The 16,158-nt window shown below is 44.0% G+C and carries 17 protein-coding genes and 3 pseudogenes; 5 read left to right on the plus strand and 15 right to left on the minus strand.

Annotated features, from left to right (window positions below):
* Positions 1–158: 158 nt before the first annotated feature.
* Positions 159–473: pseudogene (locus K1I94_RS07940) on the minus strand (ATP-grasp domain-containing protein); the annotation flags it as partial.
* 200 nt (positions 474–673) lie between these two features.
* Here K1I94_RS07940 and K1I94_RS11380 point away from each other — a divergent pair.
* Together K1I94_RS11380 and K1I94_RS07945 are read left to right on the plus strand one after the other, a co-directional pair.
* A pseudogene (locus tag K1I94_RS11380) lies at positions 674–911 on the plus strand (hypothetical protein).
* Positions 901–2,037: a YcjF family protein gene (locus K1I94_RS07945; protein WP_002898983.1), complete on the plus strand. Its 1,137-nt coding sequence runs from the start codon at positions 901–903 to the stop codon at positions 2,035–2,037. Before K1I94_RS11380 ends, K1I94_RS07945 begins: the two are co-directional and overlap by 11 nt.
* 140 nt (positions 2,038–2,177) lie before the next feature.
* Here K1I94_RS07945 and K1I94_RS07950 read toward each other — a convergent pair whose 3' ends face one another.
* Entirely contained in the window at positions 2,178–2,690 is a 513-nt protein-coding gene (locus tag K1I94_RS07950; protein WP_223315063.1) for a GNAT family N-acetyltransferase, read from the minus strand.
* Between the two features lie 144 nt (positions 2,691–2,834).
* On the opposite strand from K1I94_RS07950, the pseudogene K1I94_RS07955 reads away from it, so the two are divergent.
* Positions 2,835–3,014, plus strand: a pseudogene (locus tag K1I94_RS07955) (tyrosine-type recombinase/integrase); the annotation flags it as partial.
* Between the two features lie 110 nt (positions 3,015–3,124).
* Here the strand turns inward: K1I94_RS07955 and rpsI are convergent.
* From rpsI to rlmB, 5 genes are all read right to left on the minus strand, one after another.
* Positions 3,125–3,517, minus strand: coding sequence for a 30S ribosomal protein S9 (gene rpsI, locus K1I94_RS07960; protein WP_002902303.1), 393 nt, complete (start codon positions 3,515–3,517; stop codon positions 3,125–3,127).
* Positions 3,518–3,536: 19 nt separating this feature from the next.
* Positions 3,537–3,983 (minus strand): 50S ribosomal protein L13, encoded by a 447-nt coding sequence (gene rplM, locus K1I94_RS07965; protein ID WP_002893769.1) that lies wholly within the window; start codon positions 3,981–3,983, stop codon positions 3,537–3,539.
* 180 nt (positions 3,984–4,163) lie between these two features.
* A complete protein-coding gene (locus K1I94_RS07970) occupies positions 4,164–5,027 on the minus strand; it encodes a DegV family protein (RefSeq protein ID WP_223314993.1) in 864 nt (287 codons plus the stop codon).
* Positions 5,017–5,538 (minus strand): NYN domain-containing protein, encoded by a 522-nt coding sequence (locus K1I94_RS07975; protein WP_002902298.1) that lies wholly within the window; start codon positions 5,536–5,538, stop codon positions 5,017–5,019. Before K1I94_RS07975 ends, K1I94_RS07970 begins: the two co-directional genes overlap by 11 nt.
* Complete coding sequence (rlmB, locus tag K1I94_RS07980; RefSeq protein WP_223314994.1) at positions 5,535–6,263, minus strand: 23S rRNA (guanosine(2251)-2'-O)-methyltransferase RlmB; 729 nt, start codon at positions 6,261–6,263, stop codon at positions 5,535–5,537. The genes K1I94_RS07975 and rlmB overlap by 4 nt, the downstream gene beginning before the upstream one ends.
* 152 nt (positions 6,264–6,415) lie before the next feature.
* Between rlmB and K1I94_RS07985 the strand changes: the two genes are divergently transcribed.
* Positions 6,416–7,372, plus strand: coding sequence for an aromatic acid exporter family protein (locus K1I94_RS07985; protein ID WP_223314995.1), 957 nt, complete (start codon positions 6,416–6,418; stop codon positions 7,370–7,372).
* Between the two features lie 25 nt (positions 7,373–7,397).
* On the opposite strand, the gene K1I94_RS11385 is transcribed toward K1I94_RS07985, so the two are convergent.
* The 8 genes from K1I94_RS11385 to pnp all read right to left on the minus strand — a co-directional run bounded on the left by K1I94_RS11385 (position 7,398) and on the right by pnp (position 14,342).
* On the minus strand, positions 7,398–8,000 hold the full coding sequence (locus K1I94_RS11385; RefSeq protein ID WP_223314996.1) for a DUF6287 domain-containing protein: 603 nt from the start codon (positions 7,998–8,000) through the stop codon (positions 7,398–7,400).
* 127 nt (positions 8,001–8,127) lie between these two features.
* Entirely contained in the window at positions 8,128–8,520 is a 393-nt protein-coding gene (locus tag K1I94_RS07995) for a Mini-ribonuclease 3 (protein WP_223314997.1), read from the minus strand.
* Complete coding sequence (gene cysS / locus K1I94_RS08000) at positions 8,513–9,856, minus strand: cysteine--tRNA ligase (RefSeq protein WP_223314998.1); 1,344 nt, start codon at positions 9,854–9,856, stop codon at positions 8,513–8,515. The genes K1I94_RS07995 and cysS overlap by 8 nt, the downstream gene beginning before the upstream one ends.
* A gap of 17 nt (positions 9,857–9,873) precedes the next feature.
* Positions 9,874–10,395: a dihydrofolate reductase family protein gene (locus tag K1I94_RS08005; RefSeq protein ID WP_000301983.1), complete on the minus strand. Its 522-nt coding sequence runs from the start codon at positions 10,393–10,395 to the stop codon at positions 9,874–9,876.
* A gap of 8 nt (positions 10,396–10,403) precedes the next feature.
* The gene (locus K1I94_RS08010; RefSeq protein WP_223314999.1) at positions 10,404–11,168 is read right to left on the minus strand and encodes a nucleoside phosphorylase; all 765 of its coding nucleotides are present in this window, start codon (positions 11,166–11,168) and stop codon (positions 10,404–10,406) included.
* A gap of 13 nt (positions 11,169–11,181) precedes the next feature.
* Positions 11,182–11,382, minus strand: a complete 201-nt coding sequence (locus K1I94_RS08015; protein WP_223315000.1) for a YdeI/OmpD-associated family protein — start codon at positions 11,380–11,382, stop codon at positions 11,182–11,184.
* A gap of 49 nt (positions 11,383–11,431) precedes the next feature.
* Positions 11,432–12,049 (minus strand): serine O-acetyltransferase, encoded by a 618-nt coding sequence (gene cysE, locus K1I94_RS08020; protein ID WP_002899011.1) that lies wholly within the window; start codon positions 12,047–12,049, stop codon positions 11,432–11,434.
* Positions 12,050–12,140: 91 nt separating this feature from the next.
* Positions 12,141–14,342 carry a polyribonucleotide nucleotidyltransferase gene (gene pnp, locus K1I94_RS08025; RefSeq protein ID WP_223315001.1) on the minus strand — a complete coding sequence of 734 codons (2,202 nt, stop codon included), beginning with the start codon at positions 14,340–14,342 and terminating at the stop codon, positions 12,141–12,143.
* Between the two features lie 409 nt (positions 14,343–14,751).
* Here pnp and K1I94_RS08030 point away from each other — a divergent pair, with 409 nt between their 5' ends.
* Positions 14,752–16,113, plus strand: a complete 1,362-nt coding sequence (locus tag K1I94_RS08030; RefSeq protein ID WP_223315002.1) for an MFS transporter — start codon at positions 14,752–14,754, stop codon at positions 16,111–16,113.
* Positions 16,114–16,158: the final 45 nt, after the last annotated feature.

Here is a 16,158-nt window from a genome sequence, read left to right on the forward strand (position 1 = left end):
TTTATAAAAAAGATCAATCTCAATAATCTAAATATAACAATTTTTTGTAAGCGCTTCACCTAACGTTTGTCACAAAAACAAAATGACAGATGTCATATTTTAGAAACGAAGAAAAAACAAAAAACCTCCAAAACGGAAAGCTTTTGTTTGTTTTAAATTTATTCTGGATAGGATGCTGCCAGCTCGTTCTTTAGATATTCTGCCAAGTTCTGATGAGCAAAAATTCCTGCTTTTTCTTCTGCTGTCGGATTATAGTTGGTATTGGTGTTCACATCATAGACATAAATCTGACCGCTCTCCGACTCTACCCACTCAATAGCCGCCACATCAATACCAGCCTGAGCTAGAAAGGTTTCATAAGCCTGACTTTGACTAACAGGCAGCGGCTCCGTGATTTGAAACTTATCCGATGTTTCCAACTGAGCAGGCTTTTGCCCAATCTGACACCCATCTGCCGGACAAAGCTGAAAGCCACATAACTACTTTTCTATCTTCAAGATCTTTGCCCCCTCTTCATTACACCTAATAGATCACTGCTAACATTACTTCAATTTCTATCGAGGAATTTGTTCTAAAAGCTTTAAAACAAAGAGATAAACAAAATCATTAAATTGGCTCTTTTAATTTCTTATATGATATAATTATTTTAAATATCATATTAGTAAGAAATATTATGTCAAAGACAAAAGGTAACAAAAAAAAGAAATTCTTCTAAAGTCAAATATATCTTAGGAAGCGGAGCTTTAATTTTAGCTTCTACAGTGATTCTGCCTAAAGTTTTGAAAAAAACAACAAATTATTTATATAAAAAGCAAGTAAAAATAACTAATCATCGAAAAGTAACTTTTGATTGTAAGGACAAATTGGTTAAAAAATCTGAATATAAAAAGGTAGAAGATCATGCAAATTAATACTGACAATATTGCGCAACAGTGCCTTAATGCGATTAATGATAGAATTCACAATTTAAAAAGATTAAACATCATTGTAATTGGGAAATCAGGCGTCGGTAAAAGCACACTAATCAACAGTTTGTTTAGAGGTAATTTTGCTGATACTGGATTGGGTCGACCGGTTACTCAAGAAATTCGCAAAATTGAAAAAAATGGATATCCTTTGGCTATCTATGATACACCCGGCTTTGAATTATCATATACCCAACAGGAGAGTGTCAAAGATGAAGTGATTAACCTAATTAACAACGGTTACTCTTCTAATGATATCAATGAGGTGATCCACTGCATTTGGTATTGTATTAATGTCGGTTCAAACCGTACTTTCGATAGTTCGGAAGTGGAATGGCTAAGAGAGTTTTCTGAGAAGAATAAAACGTCTAAGGTACCAATCATTGTTGTCCTTACTCAATCTGTACCTAAGAAGAAAGCATTAGAAATGAAAGCTCATGTTGAGCAGGAAAACTTAGACGTCTGTAAAGTTGTGCCAATTTTAGCTCAGGATATGGATTTTGATGAGGAATATGTCGCTAAAGCTTTTGGATTAGATACTTTGATTGATGTAATGTCTGAGGTATTGCCAAATGAGCTACAAGATACTCTCCAAAATATCCAAAAAGTATCTCTGGAATCTAAAAAAAAACATGCTAGGGCAGTCATTGCGACTGCAGTAGCAGCAAGTTTTGGCGAAGGTTTCGCTCCGGTTCCATTCGCAGATGCATTCATGCTTGTTCCAACCCAGATAAGCATGATTACTGGCATTACTGTAATATTTGGACTTGATATAAATAAAACTTTTCTAACCGCCTTTGTATCCTCAACCTTAGGGTCTGGGGGAGCAACATTCCTCGGAAAAACAATTGTCTCCAATATACTCAAATTTATTCCCGGAGTAGGAACAGCAGTTGGAGGAACGATTTCTGGAACCACTGCTGGATTAATTACAACTGCTTTGGGCGAGGCTTACCTGTTTTTAATGGAACAAATATTTAAAGGAGAAATAAGTAAAGAAGCACTAGGTACTCCTGCCGGACAAAAACAAATGACAAAACTTTTTAGAGAACAATTATCTAAAAAAAGATAATACACCAAGATTTTGAATCTTGGTGTATTTTTAGGTTAAATTGCTTTTTACATCAAAAAAGACATCCCAGAGAAAATTCTTGAATGTCTGTAAAGGTTGATAAGTCCATCAGTCCTACCAGTAAACTGGGAATGATAATACTATAGATTCCTTATCTCAAATACTGCTGTATGAATCCACTCATTATTCATTTGTAAGTCATTTTCTATGATTCTACTAAAGGTGAAACCATTTTTTAAAAGCACTCTCTTAGAGGCCAGATTATCCGTTGCTGTTCCCGCAATGATTCTATTTAAACCATAAGTACTAAATGCCTTATCTAAAACAAGTTTAACCGCTTCGCTTGCATAGCCTAAATTAGTATATTTTTCTCCAATCCTATATCCAAGTTCTGAGGTTTTTCTATCACTCCCTAAAACACTTAAATTAATCCTTCCGACCATAACGCCTCGCGAATCTCTAATAATATGCATGTAAGTATCATGATTTTCTTGTTCCGTTAACAATTCCCTTGTAATTTCTTTAAAACCTTCTGAATCAAAATAGTTATCTGGTCTAGGAGGTAAATTCCGCTCAAAATACTCCCGATTTTCTTTTTCAAAAGAATAAACATCTATACTATTTTCTTCAGACATCAGCTCTAAACTTATCATTGCAAACCATCTCCCATCATTATCTACATTCAAATTTTCTCATGTTTACTAAAAGTGAAATTTGCAGTATCTAAACCAATACTTTTTTTCATATCGTTTCTACATTATAACACAAAAGACTATTTACAAAATAATATCCAGGGTAAACCACATAAACTAAGACATACAGTAGCAACCCTTGCTAAACAGGCAAGAACATCATTGCAAGCAATTTCAGAGGCTCTTACGCATAGTGATACGATTACGACTAAGACTTATGTCAACACTTCAAATGTAATCCCAATGACTGTTGGAGAGATTGCTTATCGTTCCTTAAATAAATAATGATGTGAATTTGGTGTGAAAAGTGGTATGAATTTTGCTAAAAATCATCAAAAAAACACCCCAAGGTGTGAACCATGAAGTGCTTTGAAACGTTGATATAATTGTATTGATTAACGTTTTGAGAATTGTGAAGCTTTACGAGCTTTCTTAAGACCTGGTTTCTTACGTTCTACCATACGGGCATCACGAGTAAGAAGGCCTGCGCGTTTCAATGAATCGCGGAAGTCTGGGTCTACTTGAAGAAGGGCACGAGCGATACCGTGACGGATAGCTCCTGATTGACCAGCGTAGCCACCACCATCAACGTTTACGAAAACGTCGTATTGACCAACAGTTGAAGTAACTGCGAATGGTTGGTTGATAACCAAGCGAAGGTCAGCGTGTGGGATGTACTCTTCAACATCTTTTTTGTTTACAGTGATTTTACCAGTTCCTGGAACAAGGCGAACGCGTGCAACAGCGTTTTTACGACGTCCAGTACCTGCATATTGTGCTTGTGACATAGCTTATTTGTTCCTTTCCTTAGATAAGTCCTGAAATATCAAGAACTTCTGGTTGTTGTGCAGCGTGAGTGTGCTCAGCGCCTACAAATACTTTCAGCTTCATACCTTGAGCGCGGCCAAGAGTATTGTGCGGAAGCATACCTTTAACAGATTTTTCGATCAAACGAACAGCGTTCTTAGAGCGAAGCTCACCTGCTGAGATTTGTTTCAATCCACCTGGGTACATAGAGTGAGTGTAGTAAATCTTATCAGTTGCTTTTTTACCAGTCAATTTTACTTTTTCAGCGTTGATAACGATTACGAAGTCACCTGTATCAGTGTGTGGTGTAAAGGTTGGTTTGTTTTTTCCGCGAAGCACGCTTGCTACAACAGCAGAAAGGCGTCCAAGAGGGACATCAGTAGCGTCCACTACATACCATTTGCGTTCAACTTCACCTGGCTTAGCCATGTATGTTGTTTTGTTCATGATTTCTCCTATGAATATCGTTTTTGTTTACAGGGCGGATGTTCCGGTCCGCGAGTTATTTGAAAGGTTCCGGGGCCTTACAAATGGGGTAAACAATACCGCCTACTATCATATCAAAAATAGTAGGCAAAAGCAATAGATTTGAAGCAATTATTTATGAAATAGCGATTTCATATTTTCTTAGTCTTGAATGTCTTGGGCGATACTAAAGAGTCCCAAAGTTCCAGGACCAGTATGAGTAGAAATGACAGGCCCCAGAGGCATGACGAGAACTTCCTCTACTTGGTCGCTTTCCAGCAGCTGGGCTTTCAAACTCTCAGCAACCTCTTCGGCACCTGCATAGGCGATGACCACTCGCGGATCAGCAACTCCTTCCAGAGTCATGCGGACTACTTCGGCCTGCGCCTTCTTCTTACCGCGAACCTTAGCGACCGAGTCCAGAGTTCCATCTCCCTTGACAGCGATAATCGGCTTGATATTGACCAAACTCCCCATAAGCGCAGCAGTTTTGGAAATCCGACCGCCCCGCATGAGGTGATTGAGGTCATCAACCAGAAAATAAGTCTTGACCTTAGGCACCAAGCTCTCAATCAAGTCTGCTGTCTGCTCCAAGGTCTGGCCTGCAGCTCTAGCTTCTGCTGCCTTCATGACTAAAAGTCCTTCCCCCATAGAAGCTGCTTTGGTATCAATGATACGAATCAGTGCATCTGGAAAATCTTCCAAGACTATCTCCCTTGCCATGACTGCGCTCTGATAAGTACCCGATAGGGCTGAGGCAAAGGCTACATAGAGAACTGGTATCCCTTCCTTGGCATAGCTGCGAAAGACATCTTCAAACTGGCCGACATTGATCTGACTGGTAGTCGGCTTACTGCCGGACTCCATCTTATCCAGAAGTTCTTGGCTGGTCAGCTTGCCTGCGCCAACTGTCTCATAAGTTTGGCCATCTAGCTGAATGGTCAGGCCTAGGACCTGCACATCATTTTCCTGGGTCCAGTTTTCTGGCAGGTCTGCTGTTGAATCGGTTAAAATTTTAAAGGTCATCTTTTTTCTCCATCATTTTTTGTAAATCGCGCAAAGATTGGCTGTCCATTGGTCGCAAGGGCGGTCTTTGCAGGTTGATTTGTCCGCTCAGTTTATTGAGGTCTGATTTGGTAACGGCCACTCGCTTCTCTAGCTCTCTAGCGGATACTCTCAGAGCCCCTTGGGCAAAGACAGTCCACTGCTCATTGAGATCGCTGGTCGCAACCGACACCTGATTTTTGGGTGTATTGAGTTCAGCTGCCAAGCGCTCGATATAGTCATCCGCCGTTTCCTCCTCCTCGGTGAAAACAACCGTTACATTAAACTCCTCATAGGTCTGCCGAACTCCCGGCATATACTGGGCATCAAAGACGCAGATAACTTCCAGTCCTTCAAAACTGGCATAATTGCTGAGCTTCTGGAGCAGAATCGTCCGTGCGGCATCTAGTTCTCCGCGGTTAAAGTAAGGACGAGTTTCCCGCCAAAAGGCCGTCATATTGTAGCCGTCCACCAGTAAGATTTTTCTTTTCATAGGCGATTGCGAAAGACTTCATACATGAGAATTGCCGCTGCGACACTGGCATTGAGGCTCTGGACATGTCCATTCATGGGAATGGAAATCATCTCGTCCACCTGTTTTTTAATATTGCTGGAGATTCCCTTACCTTCGTTACCGATGATGAGGGCCAGCTTGCCTGCTGTATTCCACTTATGAGAAGGCGTCCCCTGCATATCCGTACCGAAAATCCAGAAACCATCTTCCTTGAGCTTGTCCAGAGTCTGGCTGAGATTGGTCACACGGGCAATGGGAATATGCTCAATAGCGCCAGTTGAGGTCTTGGCTACGACTGGTGTTACACCGACGGCCCGGTGCTTGGGAATGATGACTCCAGCTACATTAGTCGCGTCAGCCGTCCGCAAGATAGAACCCAGATTGTGCGGGTCAGTCAGCCCGTCCAAAATCAATAAGAGAGGATTGTCTTCTTGCTCTGCTTTTTTCAACAGCACCTCGAAGTCAGTATAGGCGAACTCCGCCACCCGCAAGACAAACCCTTGGTGAACAGCCCCGTCAGTCATTTCCTGTAAGGTCTTCTTAGGCGTCCAGGAGATGGAAACCTTCTTTTCCGCTGCTAAATCTTTGATTTTATCGACTTTTTTACCACGCAGGTCATCTTGAATGTAGAGTTTATTTCCAGTGTTGGCTGCGAGAGCTTCTGTCACCGCATGCACACCGTAGACAATATCGTTTTTTTCCATAGGACTAGTATAACACAAAGGCGAAAAAATGGCGGCAGGATTTACTCGGGCGAGACAGAATTCTGCTCTGATAAAAAGCAATCAGCAGTCCCCAAGATTCCCCACTAGTCGTGCTATAATAAAAAGAAGTCTAAAAAAGGAAACTCTTACTCATGTCTCTCCTCCAACGCACCATCAAGCTGGTACTGGCTACCTGTTTAGCTGCTTGGCTGGCTGACTTTTTAGGTCTGGCCTACTCAACTTCAGCCGGAATTATTGCCATCCTCAGCGTGACCGATACCCGCCGCAGCACTGCTAAGCTAGCTGGTAATCGCTTTTTATCTACCCTGCTGGCTCTGGCTATCGGAAGCTTGGCCTTTCACTTTCTAGGTTTTCATCTCGGAGCATTGGCCATCTATATCGCGATCTATGTGCCTCTAGCCTTTCGCCTTGGCTGGGAAATTGGTATTACCCCCAGCACCGTCCTAGTCACCCATCTGCTCTTAGAAAAATCCACCTCCTGGTCACTCCTTGGAAATGAGCTAGCGCTATTTCTTATTGGAACCGGATTTGCTCTGCTAGCCAATCTCTATATGCCCTCGCGCCAGCAAGAGATTGACAGCTACCACGAGAAAGTGGAAGAACAGCTGAAAAAGATTTTGCTACGCTTTGAATATTTCTTAAAATCTGGAGACGGCCGAAATGATGCAGCTCTGATCAAGGAGCTGGACAAGATTTTGCAGCAAGCCTTGCAGCTGGTCTATCTGGACCACTCCAACCACCTCTTTCACCAGACCAACTACCATATCCACTATTTTGAAATGCGGCAGGCCCAAAACCGTATCTTGCAAGACATGGCCAGCAATATCAACAATTGCCATCTAGCAGCCAGTGAAAGCTTGATTTTAGCCCGCCTCTTCTCCCAGACCGCTAAGCAGCTGAGCCAAGAAAATCCCGCCCGAGACCTCTTGGGCGAGATTGACAACTATTTGACCCTATTTCGCGAGCGGCCGCTCCCTAAGACCCGCCAGGAATTTGAAACCCGCGCCATACTTCTGCAGCTCCTGCGAGACTTGGAAACCTTTATTAGAATTAAGGTGGAATTTTACGAAAATTATAAAGAAGACTAGCTGCCATGGAGGACAGCTAGTCTTTTCAGTCTATTTTATAATAAAAGGAATTTGGATCTGTATTGGTTCCAAGTCCTTGACCCGCCCATATCCGATCTCGTTCATGGTCTGATGCATCTTTATATGTTTCTCCTGCATTAGTGATAGTGTAGTCTTTTCCTTTAGGTATAAAAGCTATTACATAACCACCTGCACCTTGCTTAGGGAGGACTCCAATACTAACAAAACCATACATATCTCTTGCACCATATTCACTCAAATGTTGAGTTTCGCTCACCAAACCATTGGAGTCAAATACCAAGGTAGAGCCATTGCCATTTTTCCAAGTGCCTGCGATGCTAGAGTAGTCGCCGTTTTTTATCTCTTCTTCATTCATGGAAGATCCAGAACTTTCTGCTGCTGGCTCACTTGTGTCTTCAGAACTGGATACTTCTATGCTGCTAGAAGAAGTTTCCTGAAGGCTTGCTTGCTCTGAATTCTGGCTACTGCTAGACGCCTTGGAAGAAGTTGTGCTAGCACTACTGGTCTTTCCAGAAGAAGTCTCGATTTGCTTGATATTTCTGTTGCTATACGCCCATAGCAGAAGCAAAACTAAAGCTATTGCCGATATAACCAAATATTTTTTCACGATATTCTCCTTAACTAGTTTTTATTATTATAGCAAATACAGACACTAAAGAAAAGAGCTGCCGCAGCAACTCTGTTTTAGATATCTTCAATTTATCTAGCTTGTAAACGGAGCTAGAAAATCTTTTTTATTTGCTTTCCTCCACCCGTTTGATACACCAGTCAATTAGTTCTTCCAGTCGCTCAATGTCTTCGGTCATATGCAGGTAGCCCATGACCGCCTCAAAGCCGGTAGACATCCGATAGGTGACGATATCTGTATTCTTAGCCTTGGTGTGGCTGTTGGCATTGCGGCCACGCTTGTAGATATCCTCTTCCTTTTCCGTCAGAATCCCTTCTTCCAGCATGAGAGAGATGAGATTAGCCTGAGCCTTGGCAGAAACGTACTTGGTCGCTTCCCTATGCAGCTGATTTGGCTTGGTCAGCCCTTGAAAAATCAGGTGTCGCCGAATATACATGGAGTAGACGGCATCTCCCTCAAAGGCGAGCGCAATGCCGTTAATCAGGTTGACATCAGTCACGGATCCACCTCACTCCGTCCTTTGTATCCAAAAGCTTGATGCCCTGAGCGGCCAACTCATCCCGAATACGGTCTGCAGTCGCAAAGTCTCGATTAGCCCGCGCCACTTGGCGTTCCTCAATCAAGCGCTCAATGTCCGCGTCCAAGACTTCTTCTACAAAGACGATACCAAAAACTTCTAAGAGCTCGGCAAAGGCTGCCTTGACTTGAGCTGTGTAGTTGCCAGAGTTGATCCACTTGGCTAACTCGAAGACAACCGTGATACCGTTAGCCGCATTGAAATCTTCGTCCATAGCAGCGGTGAACTTGTCCAGAAAGGCTTGAAGCTGAGCCGAATCTGCCTGACCAGTAAAAGGCTGCTCATAGGTATTCTTCAAATACTTAAGATTGGTCGCTGCATCATGAACAGCTTTTTCCGTGAAATTGATCGGCTTACGATAATGCTGGGTAGCAAAGAAGAAACGCAGCACCTGACCATCAATTGTCTTGAGGGCATCGTGAACAGTGATAAAATTGCCTAGAGATTTAGACATCTTGACGTCATCAATGTTGACAAAGCCATTGTGCATCCAATAGTTGGCAAAAGTCTGACCAGTCTTGGCCTCTGACTGAGCGATTTCATTGGTGTGGTGAGGAAATTCTAGGTCTGCCCCGCCCCCGTGGATATCAATGGTATCGCCCAAAATCTCCGTCGACATGACCGAACACTCGATGTGCCAGCCTGGACGACCTGCTCCCCAAGGACTGTCCCAGGAAATCTCGCCCGGCTTAGCTGCCTTCCAGAGAGCAAAGTCAACTGGATTTTCCTTACGAGCAGTCTCTTCATCTGTCCGACCAGAAGCACCCAACTCCAAGTCTGCCAAGGTTTTGTTGGCTAATTTGGCATAATCACGAGACTTTTCGACGCGGAAGTAGACATCGCCCTCTGACTCATAGGCGTAGCCCTTGTCCACCAAAGTCTGCACGAAGTCAATGATTGCCTCCATAAAGTCAATCACGCGCGGATGCTGAGTAGCCGGCTTGACACCTAAGGCCGTCACATCCTCACGAAAAGCAGCGATATACTTGTCAGCCACTTCTTTGGGAGTGATGCCTTCTTCCTTGGCGCGATGGATAATCTTATCATCTACATCTGTAAAATTGGAAATATAATTGACCTCAAATCCCCGATACTCAAAATAGCGACGAACTGTGTCAAAAGCTACTGTTGAGCGGGCATTGCCGACATGGATATAGTTATAAACCGTCGGACCGCAGACATACATGCGAACCTTGCCCTCTTCAATGGGCACAAATTCACGTAGGCTGCGGGTCATGGTGTCGTAAATTTTAATCATGCGGTCCACTCCCTTCTCTATTTCTGACTTTTTCGGCTGAAAACCAGCTCTGCAAAAGGGCCAAATTGTCTGAGGCTATCCAGTTGGTAAAAGCGCTGCCCTTCCTCTTGGGTAAAGAGGGGAACCCCCTTTCCTAGGATAAGGGGCGCTATCTGAATAATGAGGTGGTCGAAAAGATCCGCATCCAAGAGCGGTCCTACCAAGGAATTACCACCAATCACAAAGACATTTTTGCCTTTGTCAATCTGGTGAACAAAGTCCACCACATCCCCAGCTACTGGCTGGTAATTACTGACAGGCAGGTGCCTATCATGCGTAAAGACATAGTTTTCCGTAGCTTGATAAAAACTTTCTACATCTTGCAAATCTTGGATTTCCTCAAAGGTCCGCTTGCCCATGATGGTGATATCCATTTGCCTGTAAAAGTCATCATAGCCTGTATCCTCTACAGAACTAAGCTGATGCAGCCAGTCTATCCTGTGCTGGCTGTCTGCCAAGTAGCCATCCATGGTGATACAGCCGTAAAAATATACTGCCATTCTTGTAGTTACCTTTCTAGTTCCTTTGCTATTGTCAAAGCGATAGTGAAAAAAGTCATGGCATCAGCTGTCCGCTCTTCATGGCGGGCATCCCAGGTTCGGTTATGATGATCCACATAGTCAGCTGTGTAGAAGAACTGATAGACTTTACTCTTGCGAAATTGACTCCAAGCCATGATAGCTGAAGCTTCCATGTCCACCACTTTGGCTCCAGCAGCCAAGCGACGCTTGACCTTATCAGGCGTTTCTCGATAAAAGGCATCAGTCGTCCAAGACTTGGTGCGGATATGCTCGATATTGTGCTTGTCAAAGATAGCTTCCAGCTCGACCAGCAGAGACTCGTTATAGGCGACTTCATCACCCGGTGGGGCATAGTGATAGCTAGTCCCTTCATCTCGCAATGCGGCCGCAGGCAGGATGATTTTATCCGCCTCAATTGAGCGATCCAAAACGCCACAGGAACCTAAAATGATGAAATTCTTGAAGCCTCTGGCCGCTAACTCCTCCAGCTGGCCGACTATCATGGGAGCCCCAATCGGAGCCAACATAACTGCTAGCTTGCTAGGACCTTGGCGGTAAATATACCATGGATGCTGTCCGTTTATGCTTTTCAAATAGCCTCCTGGATAGACTTCTTCTGACTCAATCAAACGTTTCAGAATTTCCCCGTTAAAGGATAGGATGATGGTTTCACACACTTCACCCTTATCAATAATCTGCCTATCTGTTGGCTCAATAACTCCAGCTACATCTTCAAATTCCTCTAATAGCATAAGTTCTCTTTCTTTAAGGCTTCAGCAAATCCACCTTCATCTTTTCTATGCGGCGCAGCTTGGTCTCATCTTTTTTGGCTTCACTGATATATCGGGCCCATTCACGCTGGTGGCTATGTGGCAGTTTGATAAAGCGCTCCTTAGCAAGACCAGCCAAGTGTTCTTGCAACTCAAGAACTGCCTGGTTCAAAATTGCATCTGATAAATCTGACATAGTTCTTACCTCCTGTCATATTTCACTTCGATAACTTTGCCAACCTTTTCTAAAGACTTGATGAATGGTGACTGGCTTCGCGGGCATGCTCTAGCTTGTCTAGATAATATTCCCGCTTCTCTTCTACCTCGTGAATGGTTGGCTCGTCTTTCTCACCGTGGACACGGACAATCTTTGCCGGAACTCCGACCACCGTCACATCACTTGGAACATCAGCCACGACAACTGCACCGGCTCCGACCTTGGCTTTTTCACCAATCTCAATTGGTCCAATGACTTGGGCATGGGCAGAGACCAATGCACCCCGACGCACGGTCGGATGGCGTTTACCTGTATCCTTGCCCGTGCCGCCTAAGGTCACACCATGGTAAAGCATAGCCCCCTTCTCCACAATAGCTGTCTCACCAATCACTAGGCCACTGCCATGGTCGATGAAGACACCCGACTCAATCTGAGCGCCGGGATGAATCTCAATCTGGGTCCAGAAACGCCAGAACTGACTGTGCATGCGCGCCAGCAGCTTGAAGCCGTGCCGCCACAAAAAATGCGAGAGGCGGTGGGCCGCCAAAGCTTTAATGCCCGGATAGGTTAGTAAGACTTCCAACGACGTTCGTGCCGCCGGGTCATTTTCTTTTACGATATCAATGGATTCCTTCCACCAACCCATGCTAGCCTCCTTCCTTCTCTAAACAAGGAGAGACGAGAACTAGGCTCGCCTCTGCCGATTTCTGATGAGGTCTGTAGGAATAAGCGACCTCTTATTCTTCTGTTTTAGGGCTTTCTTGATGATCCTTATGACCCTTGTGCTCCTTGCGGGGATGATGCCCCTTGTCATGATGATGTTTTGGCTTATCAGGCTTTGGTGGACGCGGCAGCAATACTTTCATGGAAGCATCTACTCGGCCTTTGGCATCAATCTTGATAACCTTGACATCCACTTCATCACCGATTTGTACGACATCTTCGACGTTGTTGGTCCGAGTCCAAGCCAGCTCTGAGATGTGAACGAGGGCATCCGTCTTGTCAAAGAGATTGACAAAAGCACCGAATTTCTCAATCCGAACAACCTTGGCGTGGTAAACTTCATCCACTTTTGCTTCGCGGACCAAGCCAGCAATGATTTCCTTAGCACGATTGATGGCGTCTTGGTCGCTAGAGTAGATGGACACATTTCCTTCTTCATCAATGTCAATCTTAACACCAGTCTCAGCGATAATCTTGTCGATGGTTTCCCCGCCTTTTCCGATGACAATCTTAATCTTGTCCACATCAATTTTGATGGTGTCGATTTTCGGAGCTGTTGGAGCCAACTCAGGACGCGGAGCTGGAATCGTCGCCTCAATCAAATCAAGAATTTCAAAGCGGGCTTTCTTAGCCTGAGCCAGAGCTTCTGTCAGGATCTCAGCTGTAATTCCTTCAATCTTGATATCCATCTGCAGGGCTGTAATACCTTCACGAGTACCAGCCACCTTAAAGTCCATATCACCAAAATGGTCTTCCAAACCTTGAATGTCCGTCAGAACCGTATAGTTGCTGCCATCTGAAATCAAGCCCATGGCAATTCCGGCAACCGGTGCCTTAATCGGCACACCACCTGCCATCAGAGCCAAAGTCCCCGCACAAATAGAGGCCTGTGAGGAAGAACCGTTTGACTCCAAGACTTCTGCCACCAAGCGGATAGCGTAAGGAAACTCTTCCAAACTAGGCAAGACTTGCTCCAAGGCACGTTCCCCAAGAGCACCGTGTCCAATTTCACGACGGCCAGGAGCCCCATAACGGCCTGTTTCACCGACAGAGTATTGCGGGAAATTATAGTGGTGCATGAAGCGTTTCTTGTATTCTGGATCCAAGCCGTCCACGATTTGCGTTTCGCCCATTGGTGCCAAAGTCAGAACAGACAAGGCTTGGGTTTGCCCGCGAGTAAAGAGACCAGAACCATGCACACGCGGTAGATAATCCACTTCCGCATCCAGCGGACGGATTTCATCAACCTTACGGCCGTCAGGACGAACCTTATCTTCGGTAATCAAACGTCGCACTTCTGCATGCTCCATTTGTTCCAAGATTTCAGTCACATCACGCATGATACGGTCGAATTCTTCGTGGTCTGCGTATTTCTCTTCATAAACCGCTGTGACTTGGTCTTTGACAGTCTGGGTTGCGGCTTCACGCGCCAGCTTTTCTTCTACCTGAACAGCCTTTTGCAAGTCGCTGTTATAGGCTGCGATAATCTCTGCCTGCAACTCTTCATCAACATGCAGTAATTCTACTTCCGCTTTTTCCTTGCCAACTGCTGCAACAATTTCTTCTTGGAAGGCAATTAATTCTTTAACCGCTTCGTGCCCTTTGAGAAGAGCTTCCAGCATGATATCTTCAGACAGCTCCTTGGCTCCAGACTCTACCATATTGATAGCATCTTTGGTGCCAGCCACTGTCAGTTCCAAAAGTGAAACTTCTTTTTGTTCCTTGCTAGGGTTGATGATGAATTCACCATCTACATAGCCAACCTGAACTCCTGCGATAGGGCCATTAAAAGGAATATCTGAGATAGAAAGAGCCAGAGAGCTACCGAACATAGCAGCCATTTGAGGCGAAGCATCTTCGTCATAAGAAAGAACTGTATTGATAACCTGAACTTCATTGCGGAAACCTTCTGCAAACATGGGACGAATCGGGCGGTCAATCAAGCGGGCAGTCAAAGTCGCATCTGTTGACGGACGGCCTTCGCGCTTGTTAAAACCACCAGGATATTTCCCAGCCGCATACATTTTTTCCTCATAGTTGACCTGCAACGGGAAAAAGTCACCAGTAGCCATCTTTTTGGACATGGTTGCCGCAGTTAAAACGGTACTTTCTCCATATCGAACAACGGCGCTGCCATTTGCCTGCTTTGCAACCTGTCCGGTTTCAACTACCAGCTCACGGCTTGCAAAAATAGTTTTAAAAACTTGTTTTGTCATAAAGACTCCTTGCCGAGCACATGCTCAAATTTTTTCATACGCCTTGGCTACAAAGATCAAGATATTAAGACGTTAAGCAACTCATAGGACGTGTTCAGTTAGCACTGTGACTTTAATATCATAGCCTCAGTAGCTTATTATATCCTCATCTTTGTATCAAGCACGTATAGACCTTATTTTACCACAATTTCAGGCAAAAGAAAAAGGCTGAAAATGGCTTTTTTCTATAAAAGTACTGAAAATCTATTTTTCTTTTCTATAGCTGATTATAGTTGGCTGTCGGAGTTCGTTTTTTCCCTTTCGATTCGTCAAATAAGATGGCGGTATAGCCACTATTCACTTTTCAAAGAGGACTTCTTGCTTTATAATAAATACAGTGACTCATTTCAAACATGTAAAGGAGACAATCGTGCCAGATCATCAAACAGTTGAAAAGAAAGATTTTTTCTCGCTCCTTGCGACAGCCTTAGTCTGCTTTGCAGGCATCTTATCTGAAACCAGTATGAATGTAACCTTCCCGCATCTAAGTAAGGTCTTTGGGTTAGGATTGGGAACGCTGCAATGGATTACGACAGGGTATTTACTAGCAGTGGCCATTACGATTACTTTAGGAGCAACCTTAGCCCACAATTGGAAAGAGAGGACTATTCTCTTTACCGCTTTGGCCAACTTTTGCTTGGGCACACTGATTGCCATGTTGGCTTCAAGCTTTCCCATCTTGATGATAGGGAGAATCCTGCAAGGAGGAGCTACTGGATTAGCCATTCCTTTGCTCTTTAACTTGATTGTTGAGCGTGTTCCTAAGCAAAAAATTGGAACCTACATGGGCTTGTCTGGGATGGTGGTCAGCCTAGCACCAGCAATTGGACCGACTTACGGTGGTTTTATGATTAGTCGTTTTGACTGGCATATGATTTATACCTTTATTCTTCCTGTCCCAATCATTTCCTTTATCCTTGGCTTTTTCTTTTTAAGAAATTCTGAGAAGTCTAGGAAACGCACCTTTGATCTTCTCTCATTTCTCCTCTTAGCAGGCTCACTCGTCTTTGCCATTGTAGCCATCTCCAGCTTAGAAGAAGGACATATCGATTGGCTCTATCTTGTTCTCTGTGTAGTGCCACTAGCTTACTTTATCTATCGGAGCTTGAAGATTGAACATCCATTCCTAGATATTCGTATCTTAAAGCAACCAACAGTTTTATTGGCTATTTTACCCTTTTTCATTTTTCAGTTTATCAACCTATCGGCTAATTTTCTGATTCCCAACTTCCTGGTCATAGAAAAAGACATTTCAACAGCTCAAGCAGGCTTCGCACTGCTTCCAGGAACCATGCTCGGAGCCTTCCTCTCTCCTGCCTTTGGCAAACTCTATGATACAAAAGGTCCTAAACCAACCCTTTTTACAGGAAATTCACTTCTTTTCCTGGCTGTACTCTTGCTCCTTATCTTCACAAAAGAACTCACCCTAACAGCTGTTATTGCGATTTATATTTGCTTTACCTTGGGGCGAAACATGGCCTTTAATAACACACTTGCCCTAGCGACGACTCAAGTTGATAAAGAAAAAACTGCAGATACGACCGCGCTCTTTCAGCTGGCCCAGACCTTTGCGGGCGCTATAGGTACTGCAGTTACAGCTGTCATCGCCAATCAAGCTCCCAATATGACAAAAGGAACTCAAAACGTCTTTACCCTTTTATTGGGCCTGGTTATCTTCGTCTTCTTGTCTTATATACTGCTTTTTAAAAAGATTGCTGCAAAGAAACTTTGACTTTTATCCTCGATCTGATAAACAGCTAAAAATTACTGACTTATA

The organism is Streptococcus sanguinis, from assembly GCF_019929145.1.
Classification (GTDB): Bacteria; Bacillota; Bacilli; order Lactobacillales; family Streptococcaceae; genus Streptococcus; species Streptococcus sanguinis_U.